Origin of the sequence: Paraburkholderia aromaticivorans (assembly GCF_002278075.1) — a bacterium.
Lineage (GTDB): Bacteria > Pseudomonadota > Gammaproteobacteria > Burkholderiales > Burkholderiaceae > Paraburkholderia > Paraburkholderia aromaticivorans.
The window spans coordinates 694,422-716,457 of record NZ_CP022989.1 but is presented as its reverse complement, the minus strand read 5'-3'; the positions used below and the strand labels follow the sequence as shown (position 1 = coordinate 716,457).

Here is a 22,036-nt window from a genome sequence, read left to right as displayed (position 1 = left end):
AAACGTTGCAATGAGGCGCGCACTAGAACGCGTGTGGCTTGGTGTGCTCGCATGGCTCTTATTTGCCGTGGCCCAAACGGCCGGTGCGGCCCAGCTGTTCGACAATCGTTCGAACAGCCAGGGAGCGGCCGCTTTTCCCGCGAAACTGACCGTCGGCGTTCTCGCCAGCGGCTGGCTTCCGCTCGACTATTTGCAAGACGGTCATCTCACGGGCATGAGCGTCGATTATCTGCGCGCGCTCATCGGGCCGAACGTCGTCATCGAAGCCAAGGCGTTTCCAGACGTGCCGCAATTGCTTGCCGCCGCATGCGCCGGAGAGGTCGATCTGTTGACGAGCATAGCCCGCACGCCGGAACGCGAACGCTGCTTGAGTTTTACCGCACCGTATTTTCGTTCTTCTTCCTCGGCGGTAGTTCGCCGGGACGGTGACAGTTACGCGAGTCCTGCCCAGATTGCTGGCGCACGTATCGCGGTGGAAAAAGGTTTTGCGCTCGAGCGCGTGGCACGGGAGCGCTTTCCGCACGCGGCGATCGGCGCATTCGCCACGACGCATGCCGCACTCTCCGCGGTGGCCCGGGGCGACGCCGATGTTTATCTCGGCTTCACGCCGGCTGTTCGATATGCATTGGCGACGGAGGAGTTCCGTAGCTTGTACGTGGCGTTCGAGGAAAGCAGCCGGACCGCCAATTTGCGCTTCGCGGTGCCACGCAGCCGCGCTGCGCTGCGCGACCAGCTCGACGAGGCGCTCGCCTCGATGAACCCGGCCGACGAGGCGGCGATCCGCGTGCGCTGGCTGTCCGGCAACTTCGACGCGAAGCCCGTGCCGGTTGCGCCGCGTCTCGTGCTGACGCCGCAGGAGCAGGCCTGGCTTCGTTCCTTGCCACCGTTGCAGATCGGCTTCGACAACGGCTGGTCCCCGTTCAGCTACGTCGACAATTCCGGTCAGCCTGCGGGCATTGCCGCGGAATATCTGGCGTACCTGAGCCGCACACTCGGCGTCGTGTTCAACCGCGCCCGCACGGCCGACTGGCCCGCCGCGATCGAAGCCTTTCAGCACGGCGAACTGGCGATGCTCGCCACGGCCTCGATTCATGATCCGCGACTCAAGCTGGCGCGGCATACCCTTGCATACGAGAGCTACCCGCTGGTGATCGTCGGGCGCGAGGACGAGCCGGCAGCCAGATCGCTGAACGACTTCGCGTCTCGCCGCATCGTCGTTTCGTCTCATATTGCCGGCTCGATTCCGCTCGCGTTCGAGCGCATTTCGGCGGACCACGTGGCTATCGCCCCCAGTCTCGACGACGCGCTCAGGATGGTCGAGGCCGGCGAGGCGGACGTTCTGGTCGGCAATGTGGCCGCCATCGACGTTCTGCTCAAGGATCGCTACGACGGTGTCCTGAAAATCCTCGGCACGGTCAGCGAATCCGACGCGCTCGACTTCGCCGTGCGCTCCGACCTGAGTCCGCTGGCGGGACTGATCGACCGCGCGTTGCTCGCCATGCCGCCCGCGGAAAGGCAGCGCATCCGGCAGAAGTGGGTCACCGGCAGCGCGCCGGACTCCGGCATATGGAGCGTGACCGCGGTGCGCCTGCTGCCGTTGCTGATCGGAATCGGCGTCGCGCTGCTGGTCACGCTGCGTGCGTATCTGTTGCTGCAGCGGGAAGTCAGGCTGCGCAAGAAGACCGAGCTCGAGCTTGAACTGCAACTGAATTTCCAGGAAACGATGATGAAGATGGTGCCGTATCCGCTCGTCGCCATCGACCTCGAAGGCCGTTATATCGCGGTCAACGAGGCCTATGAGCAAGCGTGCGGACTGAGCCGCGAGGCGGTCATCGGAAGAAACACCATGGACGTTCAGACGTGGGGCGAGCCGAACAGCCGCATACTCGGCGACATGACCCGCGAGATGCTGAGCGGCCGCGAGACGGCGCAACTGGAGTTGCAGTTCGAGCGCGGTGCGGGCAATGTGCGGCACGGCCTTTTTTGGGCCAGGGTCTGCCGTGACAGCGCCGGTCAGCCGGTGTGCGTGCTGGGAACGGTGGTCGATATCACGGACATCCGGCGCGCCGAAATGCGCGCGCGCGAAACCGAACGGCGTCTCTTCGACGTGACGCGCTCCCTGCCGGCGGTGGTGTTTCAACTGCGACGCACATCGGATGGCGTGTATTCGTTTCCGTATATCGGCGGCGACACGCGGCATCTGCTGGGCGTGAAAGACGGCTCGGTGAGCAGTAGCGATCACGTCGATTTCCAGCGCGTGTGCGAGGAGGACAGGGCGTTCGTGCTCGCGGAACTCGAGCGCTCGGCTCACTGCGAGACGCCGGTGAACATGGAATTCCGTTTCGACGGCGATCAGGCAATCAAGTGGGCGCGCGCCGAATTGGTGCCGCGTCGCGAGTCGGATGGCAGCGTCGTTTGGAGCGGTTACTGGGTGGACGCCAGCGTCGAGCACGCGCGCTCCGACGAACTGGCCCGAGCGAGAGACCTGGCCGAAGCGGCTTCGCGCGCCAAAGACGATTTCTTCGCAATGATGAGCCACGAAATCCGCACGCCGATGAACGGCGTGCTCGGTCTCGTGGAGGTGCTGGAGCGCACGCCGCTCAATGCGGACCAGGGCGAGATGCTGGGCATGATCCACGAGTCGGCGGGCGCCCTGCTGCAGATCCTCGACGACTTGCTCGACTATTCGAAAATCGAAGCCGGGCGGCTGACGATCGAGGCTGAATCCATCGACATACGTGAACTGGTGGACAACGCAGTCGGCCTGTTGGCGGGCCGGGCCCACGAAAAGGGCTTGAAAGTGCGCGTGGATATCGCACCGGACGTTGCCGCCACCCTGCGGGGCGACAGCGTCCGATTGCGGCAGATTCTCTTCAACCTGCTTGGCAACGCCATCAAGTTCACGCCGCAAGGCGAGGTCGAAGTGTGCGTGTCGGTCATCGCGCAAACCGGCGAGGTCCAGACGCTCGAAATGACGGTCGAGGACACGGGCATCGGTATCGCGCCGGAGGTGCAGGACAAGCTGTTCGAGCCGTTCGTGCAGGCGGAATCGTCCACCACGCGCCGTTTTGGCGGCACGGGCCTCGGCTTGACGATCTGCCGCAAGCTGATCGCCCTCATGGGCGGCTCGCTCGCATTGCATAGCGAGCCGGGCAGCGGCACACGCATGACCGTGCAACTCGCCATGGCTGTCGAGACCCAACGCTATTCCGTGAACGGCTTGCGCGGCAAGCGCGGGCTGGTGCTGACCGGCGACGCACGCGTTGCTCAAGCACTGATGCACTTCGGCGAAGCGCTTGGACTCGCATTGCGCCGCGCGTCGCCCGGTGCGCCGGAACTGCGCGATCGCGCCGCGCTGGAAGACCTGGATTTGCTGTTCGTCAACGAGGACGTGGATTTACCCGCCGGCATTCGCGCGCGTGCGCGCGTCATCTGCCTGACCGAGAAGCCGAAGCCGACCGGTTACCGCATTCTGGACGACAACGTGCGCGTCAGCATCAACCCCATTTCGTGGCGCGGCCTCGGTGCCGCGTGCGCCGCGGCGATGACCGGACTGCCTTCGGTGGCGTCGCGATCGGCAGCCGTGTCACGAGCGCCCGAGAGCGGCGCCGCGCCGCCTGATCGCGAGAGGGCAATCGCCAGTGGCCGGTTGATCCTCGTCGCGGAAGATCACCCGGTCAATCAGGAGTTGATCCGCCATCAACTCGCGTTGCTCGGTTTCGCCTGCGACGTGACGAACGATGGCGCGGAAGCGCTGGCCGCGCTGCAGCGTACGAACTACGGGTGCCTGATCACGGATTGCCACATGCCGAACGTGTCGGGCTACGAACTCACCCGCCGCATCCGCGAAGGCGAGCAGGGCGGCATGCATCGGCTGCCTATTTTGGGTATCACGGCGAACACCGCGCCGGAAGACCTGAATCTGTGTCGCGACGCCGGCATGGACGACAGCCTGGTGAAGCCGACCCGGCTGGCCACGCTGCGCGAGTATCTGAGCCGTTGGTTCGGCTCCGACAGCGCGGGGCATGCCGCGGCTCCGGAGACCGTCAGAGCGCCGGCTGTCGCCACACCGGCTGTTCACGGCGGCGTCGACGCGTTCGTCCCGGTCGACCTGGGGCACATGACGCAACTGTGGGGTAGCGAATCGACCGTCAAGGCCTTGCTCGACTCGTTCGTATCGTCGGTGCGCGAAGACGTGCAGTCGCTGTCGCCGTTGCTCGAGCGCGTCGGCTCCGAGCGCAACGAGCTGGAGCGCGTGCGCGAGTGGCTTCATCGCGTGGCAGGGGCGGCGAGCGTGCTGCAATATCCGCCGATGCTCATCGCGCTCGAAGACTACCGTCGCGAAATCAATGTCAAACCGCCGGAACATGTGCGCCATGACGGGATCGTGTTAATCAACAAATGCAATGCCATGCTGGATGGAATCGAACAACAGGCCGCCTTGCTCGTATAGCCCTCTGCCGTTGAGAAGACCGGACGCGCGTCATCCCGCACAACGGTGATTGCCGCGTAGCGAAGCGGACCCATGTTGGGGCGTGCGTGACGGCAGGGCAAAAAAAACGCGGCCGAAGCCGCGTTAAAGATTTGGAGACATCCCTCGATGAAGGAGTCACTTCTCGCAAACGGAAGCATAACCGGGATATCGCCGCGCATTCACTACAAAATCCACAATTAACTGTTTGAGAATTTCGCTTAAAACGATACCGGTACATCGCGTCATCGCCATGTTTGGGTGGTGAGCCGCCAGTCGCGCGGCCGCGCGGCCAAGCCATCGGGACGAGGTGGCGAACTTTTCCGCTCGTGGGCGAGACGGGGATCGCTACGGACAACTATGAAGTTGCCGCGTTTCATCCGCTGAAAGTAGCGTCGCGCGCGTGGTGCACGACCACACAGCGTGTGGCGGCCGCACTATTCACGCACGGTAGGGCGGTACAAACAGGCTCGGCGGATTTGAACTAGTATGTGGTGGCTCCGCGCGGCCGAAGTGTCGGTGCGGCGGTGCATCAAGTCCGGAGAAGACCATGATTGCGCTTCGAAAACTGAATCTCGCTGTGGTGTTGTGGGCGTTGGCGTCGGGCGTCGCCTTCGCGGATACGGTGGCCATGAAGGCGGATCTCGAACCGTCGAGCGAAGTACCGCCTCGCGTGAGCCACGGACACGGCATGTTGAACGCCACATTCGACACGTCGACCAAATCCCTGCAATGGACGATTACCTATGAAGGTTTGAGCGGCCCGGCAACTGCCGCGCATTTCCACGGGCCCGCCCCGGTAGGCCAGAACGCCAAGGTCCAGGTGCCGATCGACAAGGGGGCGCTCGCCAGCCCGATCAAAGGATCGGCGGCGCTCACCGAGCAGCAGGTGACGGACCTGATGGCCGGGCAGTGGTACTTCAACGTCCATACCGCGCAGAACCCGATGGGTGAAATTCGCGGGCAGGTCTTACCGGCGAACTAGCGAGCGGAAAGCCTTTCCGGGCGGCGGCGACCGCTTTGAGATTTAGAAGCGGTCGTCCACCGGCGCTGCGGTGAACGCCCGTAACATGACGGGACATAATCGAAGGAGCGTGTCCCGATGAGCTGGCAAAGCGCACTCGCGTGCTGGTATCTGCGCAGGCAGTTCCGACCCGAAACCCTCAAGCCGCGCATCAATGTCGAGAGAGCTCGCGCGTTGACCGCGAGGCGCGTCTGGGTGCCGCGGGTGCCTCGCGGCTGGCGTCTGCGTGAGCTGTACGGCGCGGGCGATATGCCGTTGCGCGGCGAGTGGATCGAGCGCGCCGAGGGTGCGCCAGCCGCGAGCCCCGGTCCAACCATACTGTATTGCCACGGCGGCGGCTATTACTTCTGCTCGCCGCGTACGCATCGCTCGCTCGTGTTCGGTCTGGCGACGCGTGCCAACGCTGCCGTTTTTTCGCTCGACTATCGTCTCGCGCCGGAGCATCGCTTTCCGGCGGCATTGAACGACGCAACCGCGGCCTATCGCCGGTTGATCGCCGATGGCATCGCGCCCGCGTCCATCGTAATAGCGGGCGATTCGGCAGGCGGCGGGCTTGCGCTCGCCACGTTGGCGGCGTTGCGCGACGCCGGCGATCCCCTGCCAGCCGGCGGCCTGCTGTTTTCGCCGTGGACCGATCTGGCTGCGACCGGCCCCAGCATCCGCAGCAACGACGGTCTCGATCCCATGTTCAGCGGCCCGGCGATCGCGCTGGCGGCCAGGGTTTATCTCGGCGACACGCCTGCCACACATCCCTACGCCTCTCCCGTGTATGCCGACCTGCACGGTTTGCCGCCGCTTTTCATCATGGCGGGCAGCACCGAGGTGTTGCTCGACGACTCGCGGCGCGTGGCCGACAATGCGCGCGCGGTGGGCGTCGACTGCGAACTCGAAGTGTGGAAGGAGATGCCGCATGTCTGGCCGATCTTCGCGCCGTTCATCCCGGAAGGCAATCGCGCACTCGAGCGCGCCGCCACCTTCGTGCGGCGCGTGACGAGCCCCGCGTCTCAGCCGTCGAGCGCGATGTCGATGGTCTGATACGCGGCCTCGACCGTCCGCTGACCGTATTGCCGTTCCAGCCGCCGCACGGTGAAGTGCGCATGCGCGACCTGCTGGAAGTGGTCGATGAAAACCGTATTGACCATCGCGCCGAGCACCGCGCCGATCGCCGGAATCGATTTGGCGGCGATCTGTTCGCTCACCTGCACCGAAAAGCGCGCAGCGATCGTGTTGACGAGGCGCAGCAAAGCCGCGGAGCCGTGCGTGGTGAAACCTTTGGTGGCGATCTCGGATGACGCCTTCGACACCGCCTGCGCCAGCGCGCCGCGCATGATGAAGTAGCCGAAGTCGGCGTCGTCGTCGGCACTGGACGTGCTGCCCATGCCAAGCACCGTCAGACATTGCAGTTGCGTGTCGATCGCGGTCAGATCCTCGCCCTCGCTGCGCGCGATGTCGCAGATCGAGCGAAACATCAGCGTGGTCGTGACCGGCAATTCGACGGGCAGCGCGAACAGTCCGAACGCGCCGCCGGCCGCGCCGGTGGTCGCCACCGCGAACTTGTGCAGCAGATTGCTCGGCTTCTCCGGGGCTGTCAGCGGAAGTGCGCTGTCCTTGCGCCCCAGCGTGCGCAACGCGATCGCGAGGCACTTGCGCAACGCCAGCTCGGTCGCGTCCGCGACTTTTTCGTTGGCGAACGCCGGCATGCGCGAGAGCAGCTTTTCCAGCGGTGCGCCGACGATGCTGGCCAGTTTCATTGCCAGAGCCGGGCTTTCCAGTTCGTGTTTCGCGCGCCGCAGCGCTTTCAGGTCGTCGTCCGATAACGAGTGTGCTGCGAGCGAACTCGGCTGCATGTGCCTCCCTGGCGTGATGGGTGTGCGTTCTGATCGACATTCTTCAGTCGGTTGCCGCCGCGGCGCACCGCGGCGGCGTGTCCCGATTAGAGCGTCTCACCGTGGTATGATTCCCCATCGCTTGACAAGTCAACTGTTGCGCTATCAAAAATGGCTGTCCATACCGCGGCCCACCACTCGAGTGGGCAAGTTTTACCGTTCCGCGAATCGCTTCTGGCGATGCTCGGCATCTCCTTCGTCACGATGCTGGTCGCGCTCGATCAGACCGTGGTCGGCACCGCTTTGCCCACCATCGTCGCCGAACTCAAGGGTTTCGAGTTGTACGCGTGGGTCGCCACATCATATTTGCTGACCTCGGTGATTACCGTGCCGATTTTCGGCCGGCTCGGCGATTACTATGGGCGCAAGCCGTTCGTGATCGCGTCGATCGTCGTGTTCACGGGCGCCTCGGTGCTGTGCGGCGCGGCCAACAACATGCTGTTCCTCGTGCTCGCGCGCGGCCTGCAGGGCATCGGCGGCGGCATGCTGGTCGGCACCGCGTTCGCCTGTATTCCCGATCTGTTCCCCGACTCGGTCGTGCGTTTGCGCTGGCAAGTGTTGATGAGTTCGGCCTTCGGTATTGCGAACGCGGTCGGCCCGTCGCTCGGCGGGTTCCTCACGCAGTACTACGGCTGGCGCTCGGTCTTCTATGTGAATCTGCCGGTGGGCCTTTTGTCGCTGTTCTTTGTATGGCGCTTCCTGCCGCATCTGCGTCACGTCGAACACGAAGGCAAGATGCGGCTCGACTGGCCCGGCGCCGTGCTGATCGCCGTGGCGCTCGGCGCGCTGCAATTGTTCGTCGAGTTGCTGCCCAAGCATGGCGTGAGCCTGGGTGCGGCCGCGCTGCTCCTGTTGAGCGTCGCATCGGCTTACGCGCTGTGGCAGTGGGAAAAGCGCTGCCCGACGGCGATCCTGCCAGTCGACATGTTCCGCAACCGCAGTCTCGCCGCGCTCTTCACGCTGGCGGTGCTGGGCGGCTTCACGATGTTCTCGCTGCTGTTCTATGCGCCGCTGCTGTTCCAGGGCGGCTTCGGCATGTCGCCGAAAGAGGCGGGGCTCGTCATCACGCCGCTGGTCGTATTCATCACGATCGGCAGCATTGCCAACGGCCGCATCGTTTCACGCGTGCGCAATCCGAACCTGATGCTGTACGTCGGCTTCACGCTGCTCGCGCTGGCGTGCCTGGGCGTGGTCGTCGCGACGCGCGCCATGCCGCAATGGCTGTTGATGTCGTTCATGGTGGTCGGCGGATTGGGGCTCGGTTTCGTCATGCCGAACTTGACGATCTTCGCGCAGCAAACGGCCGGCCGCGAACATCTCGGTATCGCGACGGCGCTGCTGCAGTCGCTGCGGATGATCGGCGGCATGATCGGCACGGCGCTGACCGGCACGCTGGTCAGCCACATGTACGCGAGCGGCGTGCGCAGCGCGCTCGAAAACGATCACGCGTCGCAATGGTTCGCGGACCTCGGCGACCCGCAAATCCTCATCAATCGCGACGCGCAAACCACCTTGCTCGGCCAGTTGACGCACGCGGGCCATAACGGCGCGATGCTGCTCGAGAGCGCGCGCGAAGCGCTCGTCGCGGCCATTCATCTGGGGCTGGCCATGGCGGCGATCATCGCCGTGGTGTCGGTCTGGCAAAGCCGCCGCGTGCCGCCGATCAAGCTCCAGCGCAAGCTCGAGCCCGTGATTCACGCGGACTGATTTTTTTTTAGACTTATCGTTTTACTGAGCAGATCATGGAAGAACAGGACCGCGTCGCCGTCATGCAGCAATTCGGGCGCACTTATCGGGCGTTCATGTCGGCCTTCGAGGCGCAGGTCGGCCACCCGCTGCCGCGCTGGCGCATTCTGCTCGCGCTGCACGAGCAGGCGGGCGAGTCGTCGCAGAAGCGGCTGGTGGAGCGCCTGCGTGTCGATCCGGGTGCGCTGACGCGGCAGCTCAAAACGCTGGAAGGTTTGGGCTGGATCGCCCGCAGCATGGACACGCGCGATAACCGCGTGACCAATGTGCGTCTGACCGAAGCCGGGCAGTCGGCGACCGAAGCGAGCCTGCCGCGTCGCAATGCGTTTCTGCACGACACGATGGCGGCGCTGCCGGACGAGGCGCTGGGCGCACTCTCGGACGCACTGAAGATGCTCGAGGTGAGGATTGGGGAAGTGGCGGCGACGGCCGGCGCCACGGGAGCAGGCTCCGCCGATGGACCGCGGGCATCCGAAGTGACGGACGGCGAAGCCGCGCGTCAGCCTTAACGCGTCGTAAGCGGCTTGAGCGCCGCACGCAGCAGTTGGGTGATCACAGAGGCCGTCGCTCTCGCCCCGCATGTTCCGAAACACCACGAAAAGGCGCGCCCGGTTGTCTCAAGGCGCGCCTTTCGCAAGAAGAATCAGAAGAACGTTTCGATCACTTCCGTGACGCGATACGCCGGATCGACCACCAGCACCTGACGCCACTTGTCGAACGTCAGACACGGGTGCGAAATGTCGAACGCGATCATGTCGCCCACTTTCAGATCGGCGCCGGCGGGAATCCGCAGATACGCATGCTGATCCATCAAGCCGAAAATCTCCCAGCCTTCGGTCGCCGCGACATCGCGCGGCGCTTCGTTGCCCGGACGATAGTGGCGCGCCGGTTCCGGCATGCCCGCGTCGAACGCGGAATCGCGCTTGCCCAGACCGATGATGGCGCGATCCGGCTCGGGAATCGACTGCACATACGCCCACAACTGCAACGCGGGAAGCAGCCCTTCGCCCATTTTCTTCGCGACCGGATTACGCGCGAAGATGTCCGTCTGCGCCTTGCGATAGATACCGACGTCGTGCGTCAGATAGCAGCCGGGACGCAGCACGACCTCGACCTTGCCGGTTTCCGACGCCTTCACGAATTCCTCCGCGACCACGTCGTACCACGCCGACCCCGCGCCTGACAGCACCGCCGGCGTACGCGCAAAGCGCCCTTGCTCGACGAGTTCGCGGGTCACCGCGACGGCGCTTTGCAGGAACTCGCGCACTTCGTGCTCTTCCTTGAGCACGCCCTCATACAACTCGACGCCGGCGAGCCGCAGCGTGTCCGGATAGCGTGCAATCGCTGCCAGCACCGCGTTACGCTGCGCGGCGTCGCGCACGCCCGTGCGGCCGCCCGGCACGCCGAGTTCGAGCAGCACCTGCAACTGCTTGTTCACCGATTTGAAAAACTCGCCCAGTTGCTCGACGCCTTCGACCGAATCGACGAGGCAGAAGAATTCGAAATCCGGATCGCTCAACAACTCGGCGACCATCATCATGTTGCGGCGGCCGATCAGCTGATTGGCCATCAGCACGCGCGAAACGCCGCCGTGATAAGCCGCGCGAACCTGGTGCGCGGTGGCGAGCGTGATGCCCCACGCGCCGGTTTCGAGTTGACGGCGAAACAGCTGCGGCGCCATGGTGGTTTTGCCGTGCGGCGCGAGTTTGACGCCGTATTCCGCGACGAATGCCTGCATCCATTTCAGGTTGTGTTCCACCCGGTCCGCGTACAGCACGGCGGCCGGCAGGCTCACGTCTTCGTTCAGCAGGTTCCACTCGAGGCGCGCGGCATCCGTGAGTTGGATGCTGGTGCCCGGAACCATGCCCAAGCCCTTGCTATAAGGATCAATCGTCGCGCCCTGATAGTTTGTAACTTTCATGTCTCCTTGCTCCATCGTCCAGTTAAATTGAATCAAAGTTGACTTTAGCATGTTACCGAAAGTACGATGGATGAAGAAATGTTATTTAGTACCACGGCTTGCCGAAGGCGCGTGGTGAGCGTTTGTTCAGCCTTCGCGCCGCATCCCAAAGTCTGCAATGAACTCAACCGCCGAACCGCTCACTTTCGACATCGTCGCGCGCATCGCCGAATGCGCGCCGGAACTACGCTCGGCCGAACGCAAGGTTGCCGCGCTGATTCTCGACGATCTCACGGGCGCTTCGCGCGCCAGCATCGGCGCGCTCGCACAGCAGGCCGAGGTGAGCGTGGCGACCGTGACGCGCTTTGCCAAGGCTGTGGGTTGCCGCGACGTGCGCGAACTCAAGCTGCGGCTCGCACAGGCGGCCGCGGTCGGTCAGCGCTTCCTGCAGCCGGGCAGCGCGGGCGATGCGCCCGAGCCGATCGCGACCCGTGTGTTCGACGAATTGCAAACCGCGCTGGCGCACAACCATCAATTGCTGCGTCAGGCGCCGCTCGGCGAAGCGGCGGTCGCTTTGCGCGCGGCGCGCATGATCTACGTGTTCGGCATGGGCGGCGGTTCCACCGCGCTCGCCGACGAAATGCGCTTCAGGCTTGTGCGCCTCGGCCGGCCGGTCGCGACCTATCAGGACGGCTTGCTGCAACGCATGGTGGCGAGCACCGTGTCGCGTGAATGCGTGGTGATCGCGCTCTCCACCACCGGGCGCGTGCCCGAGATGGTCGAGAACTGCAAGATCGCGCGCAGCTACGGTGCGACCGTGATCGCGCTGACCGCGCCGGCTTCGCCGCTTGCCAGACTGGCCGATTGGGTGATCCCGATCGTCGCCTTTGAAACCGACTTCATTTACAAGCCGTCGTCGTCGCGCTACGCGATGATGATGGCGCTCGATGTGCTCGTCACCGAACTTGCCGTCAGTCAGGGTGACGAGAGCCGCGAATTGCTGCGCCGCATGAAGCACGCACTCGACACGCACCGCGGCGGCGGCGATCGACAACCGTTAGGAGACTGATCCATGCATTCGCATCCCGAAGCCGCCGATACGCTGATCGTCGGCGCGCAACTGTACGACGGCACGGGCGCGCCGCCGGTCGAGCGCGATGTCGCGGTTCGTGACGGCCGCATCGTCGCGATCGGCAATCTGTCGAACTGGCTCGCCGAAGAAGTGATCGAGGCCGAAGGCCGCGCGCTGGCGCCGGGCTTCATCGACGTTCACACGCACGACGACACGCATGTGATCCGTTCGCCGCAAATGCTGCCGAAGATCACGCAAGGCGTGACGACGGTGATCGTCGGCAATTGCGGTATCAGCGCGTCGCCGGTCGCGCTGAAGGGCGATCCGCCCGATCCGATGAACCTGCTCGGCGAGCGCGACGCGTTCCAGTATCCGACCTTCTCCGCGTATGTCGCAGCGGTGAATGCGGCGCGGCCGGCGGTGAACGTCGGCGCGCTGATCGGGCATACGGCGCTGCGCAGCAACCAGATGGACCGGCTCGATCGCGCGGCGACCGGACAGGAAATCGACGGCATGCGCGCGCAACTGGAAGAAGCGTTGGCCAACGGTGCGCTGGGTCTGAGTTCAGGGCTCGCGTACGGCTCGGCATTCGCCGCGCCGACTGAAGAAGTGATGGCGTTGGCCGAACCACTCGCCGCAGCCGGTGCGTTGTACACCACGCACATGCGCACCGAGTTCGACGCGATTCTCGAAGCGATGGACGAAGCGTACCGCGTGGGCCGTCACGCGCACGTGCCGGTGGTGATTTCGCATCTGAAGTGCGCCGGTCCGTCCAACTGGGGCCGCAGTGAAGAAGTGCTGAAGTCGCTGGAAGGCGCACGGCGCCTTCAGCCGATTGGTTGCGACTGCTATCCGTACAACCGCAGTTCGTCGACGCTCGATCTGAAGCAGGTGACGGGCGATATCGACATCACGATTACGTGGTCGGAGCCGCATCCGGAGATGGCGGGCAAGCTGATCAAGGAGGTTGCGGCGGAGTGGGGCGTTACGCAGCAGGAAGCGGGCAAACGTCTACAGCCGGCGGGCGCGGTGTACCACAACATGTCCGAAGAGGACGTGCGGCGCATCCTCTCGCATCCCGCGACCATGGTCGGCTCGGATGGGCTGCCGAACGATCCGCTGCCGCATCCGCGCTTGTGGGGCGCGTTTCCGCGCGTGCTCGGCCACTATGCGCGCGACGCGGGCTTGCTGCCGCTCGAAGAGGCGGTGCGCAAGATGACCAGCTTGTCGGCGCGGCGCTTTGGTCTGGCGCAGCGCGGCGAGGTGCATATCGGCTATCACGCCGACCTGGTGCTGTTCGACCCGGCCAAGGTGCGCGACGCGGCGACTTTCGAAAACCCGCAGCAGGCCGCCGACGGCATCGACGCGGTATGGGTGAACGGCGTGTTGTCGTACCGGGATGGCAAAGTGACGGGCGAGCGAGCCGGTCACTTCGTCGCGCGCGGCGCGGCGTCGAAGGGTGACGCGCACGGCGCGTTCTGAATTCTTTGTTGAATGGTTGATGGCGGCGCGCGCGGCGATTCTGCCGGGCGCGCCGCCGGACTTTTTAAGGAGTGTGATGATGAAGCGATATGGCGTTGAAGGCGGGAAGGGAACGGGCGGTCAGCATATGCCGTTTGCACGTGCGGTCGAAGCGGATGGCTGGCTGTTCGTGTCCGGCCAGACGCCGATGGAAAACGGCGAAGTGATAAACGGCGGTATCGTCGAGCAATCGCACAAGGCGATTCAGAACGTGTTCGCGATTCTGAAGGAGGCTGGCTATGGCGCGGAGCATGTGGTCCGCTGCGGCGTGTGGCTGGATGATCCGCGTGACTTCGCGTCGTTCAACAAGGTGTTCCGCGAGTACTTCGGCGAGAACCCGCCGGCGCGCGCCTGCGTGGTTTCTTCGATGGTGATCGATTGCCGGGTCGAAGTGGACTGCGTGGCTTATAAGAAGCCCGCGGCCTGAGCCTGAACATTCAGCCGGATTGGTTCGCCGCGGATTCGCATCGGCATCCGCGGCGAAGAACCTGCCGGTTACTGCCGGGCGAGACGCATATTGTCCGGCATCGGCAAGTTGTAATTCGTGCGGAACGGATTGATGTCCAGTCCGCCGCGCCGCGTGTAACGGGCGTACACCGCGAGCTTAACGGGCTTGCAGGCCTTCAGCACGTCGATGAAAATCCGCTCGACACACTGCTCGTGAAAGCCGGTGTGATTCCGGTACGAGATGATGTAGCGCAGCAAGCCCGCGTGATCGATCTGCGGGCCCACGTAATGAATCTGCACGCTGCCCCAATCGGGCTGCCCCGTCACCGGGCAGTTCGACTTCAGCAAGTTGGAGAACAGCGTTTCTTCGACCGGCGCTTCATGCAGCGCCGCTTTCAGCAACGATGCGTCCGGCTGATAGATATCGGTATCCAGATCCAGCCGGTCGAGCGACAAGCCTTCGAATTCTTCCATCTGCAATTTGCCGAACTCGTAGGGCGCCGTCAGATGAACGGAGACGGTCGCGCCGCACGACGCGGACACATCGCGCCTGATCGTGTCGCGCACCGCGTCCATCGACTCGAATGCGGTCTGCGCGAACGAACCGAGATAGAGCTTGAACGACTTCGACTCGACGATGTTCGGCGAGTCCGCCGGCACGAAGAAAGTCGCCACCGCGATCTGCGGCTTGCCGCGCGCATTCAGCCAGGACAGCTCGTAGGCATTCCAGATGTCCGTGCCGAAGAACGGCAACTGCGCGCCGATGCCGATCGCCTCGCGCGCATTCTTGCGCGCGATCGGAAACAGCAGCGAAACGTCGTATTGTTCGGTGTAAGTGGAGGCCTTACCCAGCGGGGATTGTTCGGGTGTCATGATGCGTTCACGATGCCACTCAGCACGTGCCCCGTCGCCGTCACGACGCGGGCCGATTCGCAGTGGCCAATTTGGTCGTCGAAGAAAAAGTCCGGCTCGAACTCGCGCAGAAATGCGCTCTTGTCGAGGCCGCCGAGGAACATCGCTTCGTCGATTTCGATGTTCCACGCCATCAGGGTGCGGATCGCGCGCTCATGCGCGGGCGCCGAGCGCGCCGTCACCAATGCCGTACGAATATGCATGGGCGCGGCGTCGTCCGCGAGTTTTTGCAGCCGATGCAGTGCTTCGAGCAATGGCTTCAGGGGGCCGTCCGCGAGCGGCAGATCCTTGTTGTGAATCTCGTGGCCGACAAAGGCGCGCAAACCGTCCTTCTGGAACACGCGCTCGGCTTCGTCGGAAAACAGCACGGCGTCGCCGTCGAAGGCAATGCGGATTTCGTCCGGATACTTGCTCGCCATTTTCGCCGATTCCGGCAAGACGCGCGCGGCGGGAAATCCAGCGGCGAGCGCGTCGCGCACGTCCTCCTGATTCGCCGACAGAAACAGCGACGCGTTCAACGGCTTCAGATAGCCGAACGGCGCGCGTCCGCGAGTAAACACGCCGCGCTCGATGGCGAGCCCGTATTCGCGGCACGAATGGAACGCCCGCAGTCCGCTGATCGGATCGCTGCGCGAGAGGATCACCACTTCGACGCGATGGCCGCCCGCGTTCAAGGCCAGCAGCTTGCGGATCAGCGGAAATGCCACGCCCGGTTTGGCGGGCACGGCAAGGCGGTCGCGCTGCAGCGCTTCATAGGCTTGCAGATCGCCTTCCTCGTACACGCGGTTTTCTTCCTCGAAGTCGAACAGCGCGCGCGACGAGATTGCCACCACCAGTTTGTCGACAAGCGAAAGAGCCATCTGCGCGTTTCAGTCCTAAAAGATCAGGCGAGGAATAAGCGATACACCGGGTTCTGCGTCTCTTCCCAGTTCGGATAGCCGAGGGTGGCGAGAAAACGCTCGAACACCTCGTTCTCGCTTTCGGGCACCTGGATGCCGACCAGGATCGAGCTGTAGTCCGCGCCCTGATTGCGGTAGTGGAACAGGCTGATATTCCAGTTCGGCGCCATCGACGAGAGGAACTTCATCAGTGCGCCCGGACGTTCCGGAAACTCGAAACGGAACAGCCGTTCGTCGTGCGCCAATGGCGAGCGGCCGCCCACCATGTAGCGGATGTGCTGCTTCGAGAGTTCGTCGAAAGTCAGATCGACGGTGGCAAAGCCGTGTGCCTCGAACGCGCCCGCGATCTGCGCGGATTCGCTGCGATTCCTGATCTGCACGCCCACGAAGATATGGGCGGAATGCGCGTCCGCAATGCGGTAGTTGAACTCGGTGACGCTGCGCGTGCCCACCAGTTCGCAGAAGCGCCGGAAACTGCCGCGCTCTTCGGGGATCGTCACGGCGAACACCGCTTCGCGCGCTTCGCCGACTTCGGCGCGCTCGGCCACGAAGCGCATGCGGTCGAAGTTCATGTTCGCACCGGACGTGATCGCGATCAGCGTCTGGTTCTCGATGCCTTCACGCTCCGCGTACTGTTTCGCGCCCGCCACCGCGAGCGAGCCGGCGGGCTCCAGCACGCTGCGGGTATCCTGGAACACGTCCTTGATCGCCGCGCAGAGTGCGTCGGTATTCACGAGCAGCACGTCGTCGAGATATTCGCTGCACAGGCGGAAGGTCTCTTCACCCACCAGCTTCACCGCCGTGCCGTCCGAGAACAGACCCACTTCGTTTAACGTGACCCGCTCGCCGGCTTTCAGCGAGGCGGCCATCGCGCACGAATCATCGGTCTGCACGCCGATCACCTTGATCTCGGGGCGCACCGATTTCACATAGGCGGCCACGCCCGCCGCGAGTCCGCCGCCGCCGATCGGCACGAAGATCGCGTGAATCGGGCCTTGATGCTGGCTGAGAATTTCCATGGCGACGGTGCCCTGGCCGGCGATCACGTAGGGATCGTCGAACGGATGCACGAAGGTCAGGCCGCGCTCTTCCTGCAGCTTCACCGCGTGCCCATACGCGTCGCTATACGATTCGCCGAACTGCACGACTTCCACGGTCGGGCCGCCATGCGCGCGCACCGCATCGACCTTGACCTGCGGCGTGGTCACCGGCACCACGATGATCGCCTTCACGCCCATGCGCGCCGCCGACAGCGCGACGCCCTGCGCGTGATTGCCCGCCGACGCGGTAATCACCCCGCGCTCCAGCGCCTCGGCCGGAATGTGCGCCATCTTGTTGTACGCGCCGCGCACCTTGAACGAGAACACCGGCTGGTTGTCCTCGCGCTTCAGGTAGACCGGATTGCGCAGACGTGCCGACAGGTTCGGCGCGCGTTCGAGTTCGGTCTCGCGGGCCACGTCGTAGACGCGCGCGGTCAGGGTTTTCTTCAGGTAGTCGTGGGAGGCCATGCGGGTGGCGCGGTGCGCTTTGCGAGACGGGAAAGGGTCAATGATAGCGCCAACGGTGTACGCTCAGGCTCCCGGCTTCTGCACCGAGGCCACGCCGCGCAGTTTCACCCGACCGTTCGGTCGGTCAATCCGGCGCAGGGGTTCCGTCACGGGATTCGCCGAGTTTCGTCGCGCGATTCGCCATGAAAGTGCCCAAAGCCCCACTGCCACTTCGATTTCACCCGTCAACGCGTGGCGGGATCATGCGGTAGAATTCCATTTTGGAATAAGGATCGGAAGATGCACTGGCAGCCTCGGATCGCCCACTTGATGCCCGCCCCGCGTGAGTCTTGCCCCGCGGCGGAGCGTCACGTCCGCCACGCACGATCGTGTAGCTGTATCTGAGCGCCGCGAAGCGACCGATGTGGGTTGGCCGTCGGTCGTGCTTCGCTCCTCTAGAAGATTTCCAGCATTGCGCGCCACGCGCACCGTCAGCCGGCGCCTCACCGATGAGCGCGCCGGGTTGACCCACCGAGTCGTCCAACATGAACGCACCTCAAGTTTTCGATCCGCACGGGGCCGCCGCTGCGGTGGCCGCCGATCCCGAAGCGCGTCTGCGCGAAATTCCCTATAACTACACGTCGTTCTCCGACCGTGAAATCGTTATCCGCCTGCTAGGCGACGCCGCCTGGGCCGCGCTTGCCGAACTGCGCGCGGAACGCCGCACCGGCCGTTCGGCGCGCATGCTGTACGAGGTGCTCGGCGACATCTGGGTGGTGCGCCGCAATCCGTATCTGCAGGACGATCTGCTCGACAACCCGAAGCGCCGGGCAATGCTGATCGAAGCATTGCACCACCGTTTGAGCGAGATCGAGAAGCGCCGCCGCGCCGATCTGACCGAACACGGCGATGAAGCGGGCGTGGACCGTGCCGCGCGCGTCGAAACGCTGGTCCAGGCGGCGCGGCGCGCCGTCGACGAATTCGCGAGCGAATTCCAGAAGACCTACGATCTGCGCAAGCGTGCGACCAAGGTGTTGGGCAAGGTCACGGAAAAGGACAATATCAAGTTCGACGGCCTGTCCCGTGTCTCGCACGTCACCGACGCGACCGACTGGCGGGTCGAATACCCGTTCGTCGTGCTGACGCCGGATACGGAAGCCGAGATCGCCGGCATGATCAAGGCGTGTTTCGAGCTCGGCCTGACCGTGATTCCGCGCGGAGGCGGCACGGGCTATACCGGCGGCGCGGTGCCGCTCACGCCGTTCTCCGCCGTCATCAATACCGAAAAGCTCGAACAGCTGGGCGCGGTCGAAATGACCGAATTGCCGGGCGTCGATCGTAAAGTCGCGACGATTTTCTCCGGCGCGGGCGTGGTGACGCGCCGTGTGACCGAGGCGGCCGAGCAGGCCGGCTTCGTGTTCGCCGTCGATCCGACCTCGCTGGATGCATCCTGCGTGGGCGGCAACGTCGCGATGAACGCGGGCGGCAAAAAGGCGGTGCTGTGGGGCACGGCGCTCGACAACCTCGCCTGGTGGCGCATGGTCGACCCGGAAGGGAACTGGCTCGAAGTCACGCGCCTCGACCATAACATGGGCAAGATTCACGACATCGAAGTCGCGCGTTTCGAGCTCAGGTGGTTCGACGGCAACTACGCGCCGGGCGAAAAGCTGCTGCGCACGGAAGCACTCGACATCAAGGGCCGCGTGTTCCGCAAGGAAGGTCTCGGTAAGGACGTCACGGATAAATTCCTCGCCGGTCTGCCGGGCGTGCAGAAAGAAGGCTGCGACGGGCTGATCACGTCCGCGCGCTGGGTGCTGCACAAGATGCCCGCGCATACGCGCACCGTCTGCCTCGAATTCTTCGGTCAGGCGCGCGATGCGATTCCGAGCATCGTCGAAATCAAGGATTATCTGTTCGAGACGTCGAAGCAGGGCGGCGCGATTCTCGCGGGCCTCGAGCATCTGGACGAACGCTATCTGCGCGCGGTCGGCTACGCGACCAAGAGCAAGCGCAACGCGTTTCCGAAGATGGTGCTGATCGGCGACATCGTCGGCGACGATGCGGACGCGGTCGCGCAAGCCACCTCGGAAGTCGTGCGCATGGCCAACGGCAAGAGCGGCGAAGGCTTCGTCGCGGTCAATGCCGAGGCGCGCAAGCGTTTCTGGCTCGACCGCAGCCGCACGGCGGCAATCGCCAAGCACACCAACGCGTTCAAGATCAACGAAGACGTGGTGATTCCGCTCGACCGCATGGGCGAGTACACGGACGGCATCGAACGCATCAACATCGAGCTGTCGATCAAGAACAAGCTGCAACTGGTCGACGCGCTCGAAGCGTTCTTCCAGGCCGGCAAGCTGCCGCTCGGCAAGAGCGACGACGCCAACGAAATCCCGAGCGCCGAACTGCTCGAAGACCGCGTGCAGCAGGCGCTCGATCTGCTCAAGCGCGTGCGCACGCGTTGGGAGTTCCTGCGCGACAAGCTCGATCTGTCGCTTCGTGAAGCGCAGCACTATCTGGTCGGTCTCGGTTACGAAGCGCTGGCGGAGAAGTTCGCCGACCGCGCGGACGCGCAGCCCGATGCCACCGTGTTCCATGTCACGCAGGACCGCACGATCCGCGTGTCGTGGAAGCAGGAAATTCGCGCCGAGTTGCGGCAGATCTTCAACGGCGGCGAGTTCAAGCCGATCCTCGAGGAAGCTCAGGCGATCCACAAGCAGGTGCTGCGCGGCCGCGTGTTCGTCGCGTTGCACATGCACGCGGGCGACGGCAACGTTCACACGAACCTGCCGGTCAACTCCGACAACTACGAGATGCTGCAGGACGCCCACACGGCAGTCGCGCGCATCATGAAGCTGGCGCGTTCGCTCGACGGCGTGATTTCCGGCGAGCACGGCATCGGCATCACCAAGCTCGAATTCCTGACGGAAGACGAGATCAGCGAGTTCCGCCAGTACAAGCAGCGCGTAGATCCGCATGGCCGCTTCAATGCGGGCAAGCTGCTCGAAGGCGCTGACCTGCGTAACGCCTACACGCCGTCGTTCGGCCTGATGGGCTATGAATCGCTGATCATGCAGCAGTCTGACATCGGCGCGATTTCCGAGTCGATCAAGGACTGTTTGCGTTGCGGCAAGTGCAAGCCGGTGTGCGCGACCCACGTGCCGCGCGCAAACCTGCTGTACAGCCCGCGCAACAAGATTCTCGCCACCTCGCTGCTGGTGGAGGCGTTCCTGTACGAGGAGCAGACCCGCCGCGGCGTGTCGATCAAGCACTGGGACGAGTTCAACGACGTCGCGGATCACTGCACCGTCTGTCACAAATGCGTGACGCCGTGCCCGGTGAAGATCGACTTCGGCGACGTCACCATGAACATGCGCAACCTGTTGCGCAAGATGGGCAAGAAGAAGTTCAACGCGGGTAACGCGGCCGGCATGTTCTTCCTCAACGCGACCAACCCGCAGACCATCAACCTCGCGCGCACCGCGATGATGGGCGTCGGCTACAAGGCGCAGCGCCTCGGCAACGAAGTGCTGAAGCGGTTCACGAAGAAGCAGACGGCACACCCGCCGGCAACGGTCGGCAAGCCTCCGGTCACGCAGCAGGTGATCCACTTCATGAACAAGAAGATGCCGGGCAACCTGCCGAAGAAGACCGCGCGCGCGTTGCTCGATATCGAGGACAACAAGATCGTCCCGATCATCCGCAATCCGAAGACGACCACCGCCGACACGGAAGCGGTGTTCTACTTCCCGGGCTGCGGCTCCGAGCGGCTGTTTTCGCAAGTCGGTCTCGCCACTCAGGCCATGTTGTGGGAAGCGGGCGTTCAAACCGTGTTGCCGCCGGGTTATCTGTGCTGCGGTTATCCGCAACGCGGGTCGGGCCAGTTCGACAAGGCCGAGCAGATCGTCACCGATAACCGCGTGCTGTTCCACCGCGTCGCCAATACGCTGAACTACCTCGACATCAAGACGGTGGTGGTGTCGTGCGGCACGTGCTACGACCAGCTCGCCGGCTACGAATTCGAGAAGATCTTCCCGGGTTGCCGGATCATCGACATCCACGAGTTTCTGCTGGAGAAAGGCATGAAGCTCGACGGCGTGAACGGCGTGCGCTACATGTACCACGACCCCTGCCATACGCCGATCAAGACGATGGACCCGGTCAAGCTGGTCAATCAGTTGATGGGCTCGGAGAAGGACGGCTACCAGATCGAGAAGAACGACCGCTGCTGCGGCGAATCCGGCACGCTCGCGGTCACGCGTCCGGATATTTCCACCCAGGTGCGCTTCCGCAAGGAAGAGGAGATCCGCAAGGGCGCGGCGAAGCTGCGCGGCATTCCTTTGGTGGCCGAAGCCGGCGCGAACGGGATCAATCCGGCCAATGCGTCGGCCGGCTCGGCGGGTGCGCCGGACGGCTCCGTGCTCAAGGCCGGCGACGGCCCCCAGCCGAAAGGCGCGACGGACGTGAAGATCCTCACGAGCTGCCCATCCTGCCTGCAAGGCCTGTCGCGGTACAACGAAGATGCGGGCATCGAGGCGGATTACATCGTCGTCGAGATGGCACGCCACGTGCTCGGTGAAGACTGGATGGTCGATTACGTGCAACGGGCGAACAATGGCGGAATCGAGCGCGTGCTGGTTTAATGGCACGACTGACGATTTTTGCCTGAGGACG

The 22,036-nt window shown here is 64.0% G+C and carries 14 protein-coding genes; 9 read left to right on the top strand and 5 right to left on the bottom strand.

All coding sequences use genetic code 11. The annotated features are described in order from the left end of the window. Positions 1 to 10 precede the first annotated feature (10 nt). The 3 genes from CJU94_RS03100 (at position 11) to CJU94_RS03090 (ending at position 6,530) form a co-directional block, all read left to right on the top strand. Complete coding sequence (locus CJU94_RS03100) at positions 11 to 4,453, top strand: ATP-binding protein (protein ID WP_244220911.1); 4,443 nt, start codon at positions 11 to 13, stop codon at positions 4,451 to 4,453. Between the two features lie 568 nt (positions 4,454 to 5,021). Further along, positions 5,022 to 5,456 (top strand): CHRD domain-containing protein, encoded by a 435-nt coding sequence (locus CJU94_RS03095; RefSeq protein WP_095417510.1) that lies wholly within the window; start codon positions 5,022 to 5,024, stop codon positions 5,454 to 5,456. Between the two features lie 117 nt (positions 5,457 to 5,573). Further along, the gene (locus CJU94_RS03090) at positions 5,574 to 6,530 is read left to right on the top strand and encodes an alpha/beta hydrolase (protein ID WP_095417509.1); all 957 of its coding nucleotides are present in this window, start codon (positions 5,574 to 5,576) and stop codon (positions 6,528 to 6,530) included. Here CJU94_RS03090 and CJU94_RS03085 read toward each other — a convergent pair. Then, positions 6,500 to 7,342 (bottom strand): EcsC family protein, encoded by an 843-nt coding sequence (locus tag CJU94_RS03085; RefSeq protein WP_095417508.1) that lies wholly within the window; start codon positions 7,340 to 7,342, stop codon positions 6,500 to 6,502. The two genes, CJU94_RS03090 and CJU94_RS03085, sit on opposite strands and share 31 nt — an antisense overlap. A 150-nt stretch (positions 7,343 to 7,492) precedes the next feature. Between CJU94_RS03085 and CJU94_RS03080 the strand changes: the two genes are divergently transcribed. Both CJU94_RS03080 and CJU94_RS03075 read left to right on the top strand, forming a co-directional pair. Then, entirely contained in the window at positions 7,493 to 9,088 is a 1,596-nt protein-coding gene (locus CJU94_RS03080; protein ID WP_095417507.1) for an MDR family MFS transporter, read from the top strand. Positions 9,089 to 9,123: 35 nt separating this feature from the next. Continuing rightward, complete coding sequence (locus tag CJU94_RS03075; protein ID WP_095417506.1) at positions 9,124 to 9,636, top strand: MarR family winged helix-turn-helix transcriptional regulator; 513 nt, start codon at positions 9,124 to 9,126, stop codon at positions 9,634 to 9,636. Between the two features lie 134 nt (positions 9,637 to 9,770). Here CJU94_RS03075 and CJU94_RS03070 read toward each other — a convergent pair whose 3' ends face one another. Further along, entirely contained in the window at positions 9,771 to 11,048 is a 1,278-nt protein-coding gene (locus CJU94_RS03070; RefSeq protein WP_095417505.1) for an amino acid deaminase, read from the bottom strand. 157 nt (positions 11,049 to 11,205) lie between these two features. Here CJU94_RS03070 and CJU94_RS03065 point away from each other — a divergent pair, with 157 nt between their 5' ends. The 3 genes from CJU94_RS03065 to CJU94_RS03055 all read left to right on the top strand — a co-directional run bounded on the left by CJU94_RS03065 (position 11,206) and on the right by CJU94_RS03055 (position 14,047). After that, complete coding sequence (locus tag CJU94_RS03065) at positions 11,206 to 12,096, top strand: MurR/RpiR family transcriptional regulator (RefSeq protein ID WP_095417504.1); 891 nt, start codon at positions 11,206 to 11,208, stop codon at positions 12,094 to 12,096. Between the two features lie 3 nt (positions 12,097 to 12,099). Further along, a complete protein-coding gene (locus CJU94_RS03060) occupies positions 12,100 to 13,581 on the top strand; it encodes an N-acyl-D-amino-acid deacylase family protein (protein WP_095417503.1) in 1,482 nt (493 codons plus the stop codon). Positions 13,582 to 13,660: 79 nt separating this feature from the next. Further along, positions 13,661 to 14,047: a RidA family protein gene (locus tag CJU94_RS03055; protein ID WP_064265547.1), complete on the top strand. Its 387-nt coding sequence runs from the start codon at positions 13,661 to 13,663 to the stop codon at positions 14,045 to 14,047. A 68-nt stretch (positions 14,048 to 14,115) separates the two neighbouring features. Here CJU94_RS03055 and queF read toward each other — a convergent pair whose 3' ends face one another. Genes queF through ilvA form a run of 3 tightly spaced genes read right to left on the bottom strand, consistent with a single transcriptional unit; the run spans position 14,116 to position 17,386 of the window. After that, positions 14,116 to 14,940 (bottom strand): NADPH-dependent 7-cyano-7-deazaguanine reductase QueF, encoded by an 825-nt coding sequence (queF, locus tag CJU94_RS03050; RefSeq protein ID WP_095417502.1) that lies wholly within the window; start codon positions 14,938 to 14,940, stop codon positions 14,116 to 14,118. Further along, positions 14,937 to 15,839 (bottom strand): 5'-nucleotidase, encoded by a 903-nt coding sequence (locus CJU94_RS03045; RefSeq protein ID WP_095417501.1) that lies wholly within the window; start codon positions 15,837 to 15,839, stop codon positions 14,937 to 14,939. Before CJU94_RS03045 ends, queF begins: the two co-directional genes overlap by 4 nt. Before the next feature lie 23 nt (positions 15,840 to 15,862). After that, on the bottom strand, positions 15,863 to 17,386 hold the full coding sequence (ilvA, locus tag CJU94_RS03040) for a threonine ammonia-lyase, biosynthetic (RefSeq protein ID WP_095417500.1): 1,524 nt from the start codon (positions 17,384 to 17,386) through the stop codon (positions 15,863 to 15,865). 524 nt (positions 17,387 to 17,910) lie between these two features. Between ilvA and CJU94_RS03030 the strand changes: the two genes are divergently transcribed. Continuing rightward, the gene (locus tag CJU94_RS03030; protein ID WP_095417499.1) at positions 17,911 to 22,005 is read left to right on the top strand and encodes a DUF3683 domain-containing protein; all 4,095 of its coding nucleotides are present in this window, start codon (positions 17,911 to 17,913) and stop codon (positions 22,003 to 22,005) included. The last annotated feature ends 31 nt before the right edge of the window (positions 22,006 to 22,036 follow it).

What these genes read in the sequence shown, in the direction of transcription:
- CJU94_RS03100 (WP_244220911.1), top strand. Translation starts at nt 11, where the DNA reads ATGAGGCGCGCACTAGAACGCGTGTGGCTTGGTGTGCTCGCATGGCTC.
- CJU94_RS03095 (WP_095417510.1), top strand. Translation starts at nt 5,022, where the DNA reads ATGATTGCGCTTCGAAAACTGAATCTCGCTGTGGTGTTGTGGGCGTTG.
- CJU94_RS03090 (WP_095417509.1), top strand. Translation starts at nt 5,574, where the DNA reads ATGAGCTGGCAAAGCGCACTCGCGTGCTGGTATCTGCGCAGGCAGTTC.
- CJU94_RS03085 (WP_095417508.1), bottom strand. Translation starts at nt 7,342, where the DNA reads ATGCAGCCGAGTTCGCTCGCAGCACACTCGTTATCGGACGACGACCTG.
- CJU94_RS03080 (WP_095417507.1), top strand. Translation starts at nt 7,493, where the DNA reads ATGGCTGTCCATACCGCGGCCCACCACTCGAGTGGGCAAGTTTTACCG.
- CJU94_RS03075 (WP_095417506.1), top strand. Translation starts at nt 9,124, where the DNA reads ATGGAAGAACAGGACCGCGTCGCCGTCATGCAGCAATTCGGGCGCACT.
- CJU94_RS03070 (WP_095417505.1), bottom strand. Translation starts at nt 11,048, where the DNA reads ATGAAAGTTACAAACTATCAGGGCGCGACGATTGATCCTTATAGCAAG.
- CJU94_RS03065 (WP_095417504.1), top strand. Translation starts at nt 11,206, where the DNA reads ATGAACTCAACCGCCGAACCGCTCACTTTCGACATCGTCGCGCGCATC.
- CJU94_RS03060 (WP_095417503.1), top strand. Translation starts at nt 12,100, where the DNA reads ATGCATTCGCATCCCGAAGCCGCCGATACGCTGATCGTCGGCGCGCAA.
- CJU94_RS03055 (WP_064265547.1), top strand. Translation starts at nt 13,661, where the DNA reads ATGAAGCGATATGGCGTTGAAGGCGGGAAGGGAACGGGCGGTCAGCAT.
- queF (WP_095417502.1), bottom strand. Translation starts at nt 14,940, where the DNA reads ATGACACCCGAACAATCCCCGCTGGGTAAGGCCTCCACTTACACCGAA.
- CJU94_RS03045 (WP_095417501.1), bottom strand. Translation starts at nt 15,839, where the DNA reads ATGGCTCTTTCGCTTGTCGACAAACTGGTGGTGGCAATCTCGTCGCGC.
- ilvA (WP_095417500.1), bottom strand. Translation starts at nt 17,386, where the DNA reads ATGGCCTCCCACGACTACCTGAAGAAAACCCTGACCGCGCGCGTCTAC.
- CJU94_RS03030 (WP_095417499.1), top strand. Translation starts at nt 17,911, where the DNA reads ATGAACGCACCTCAAGTTTTCGATCCGCACGGGGCCGCCGCTGCGGTG.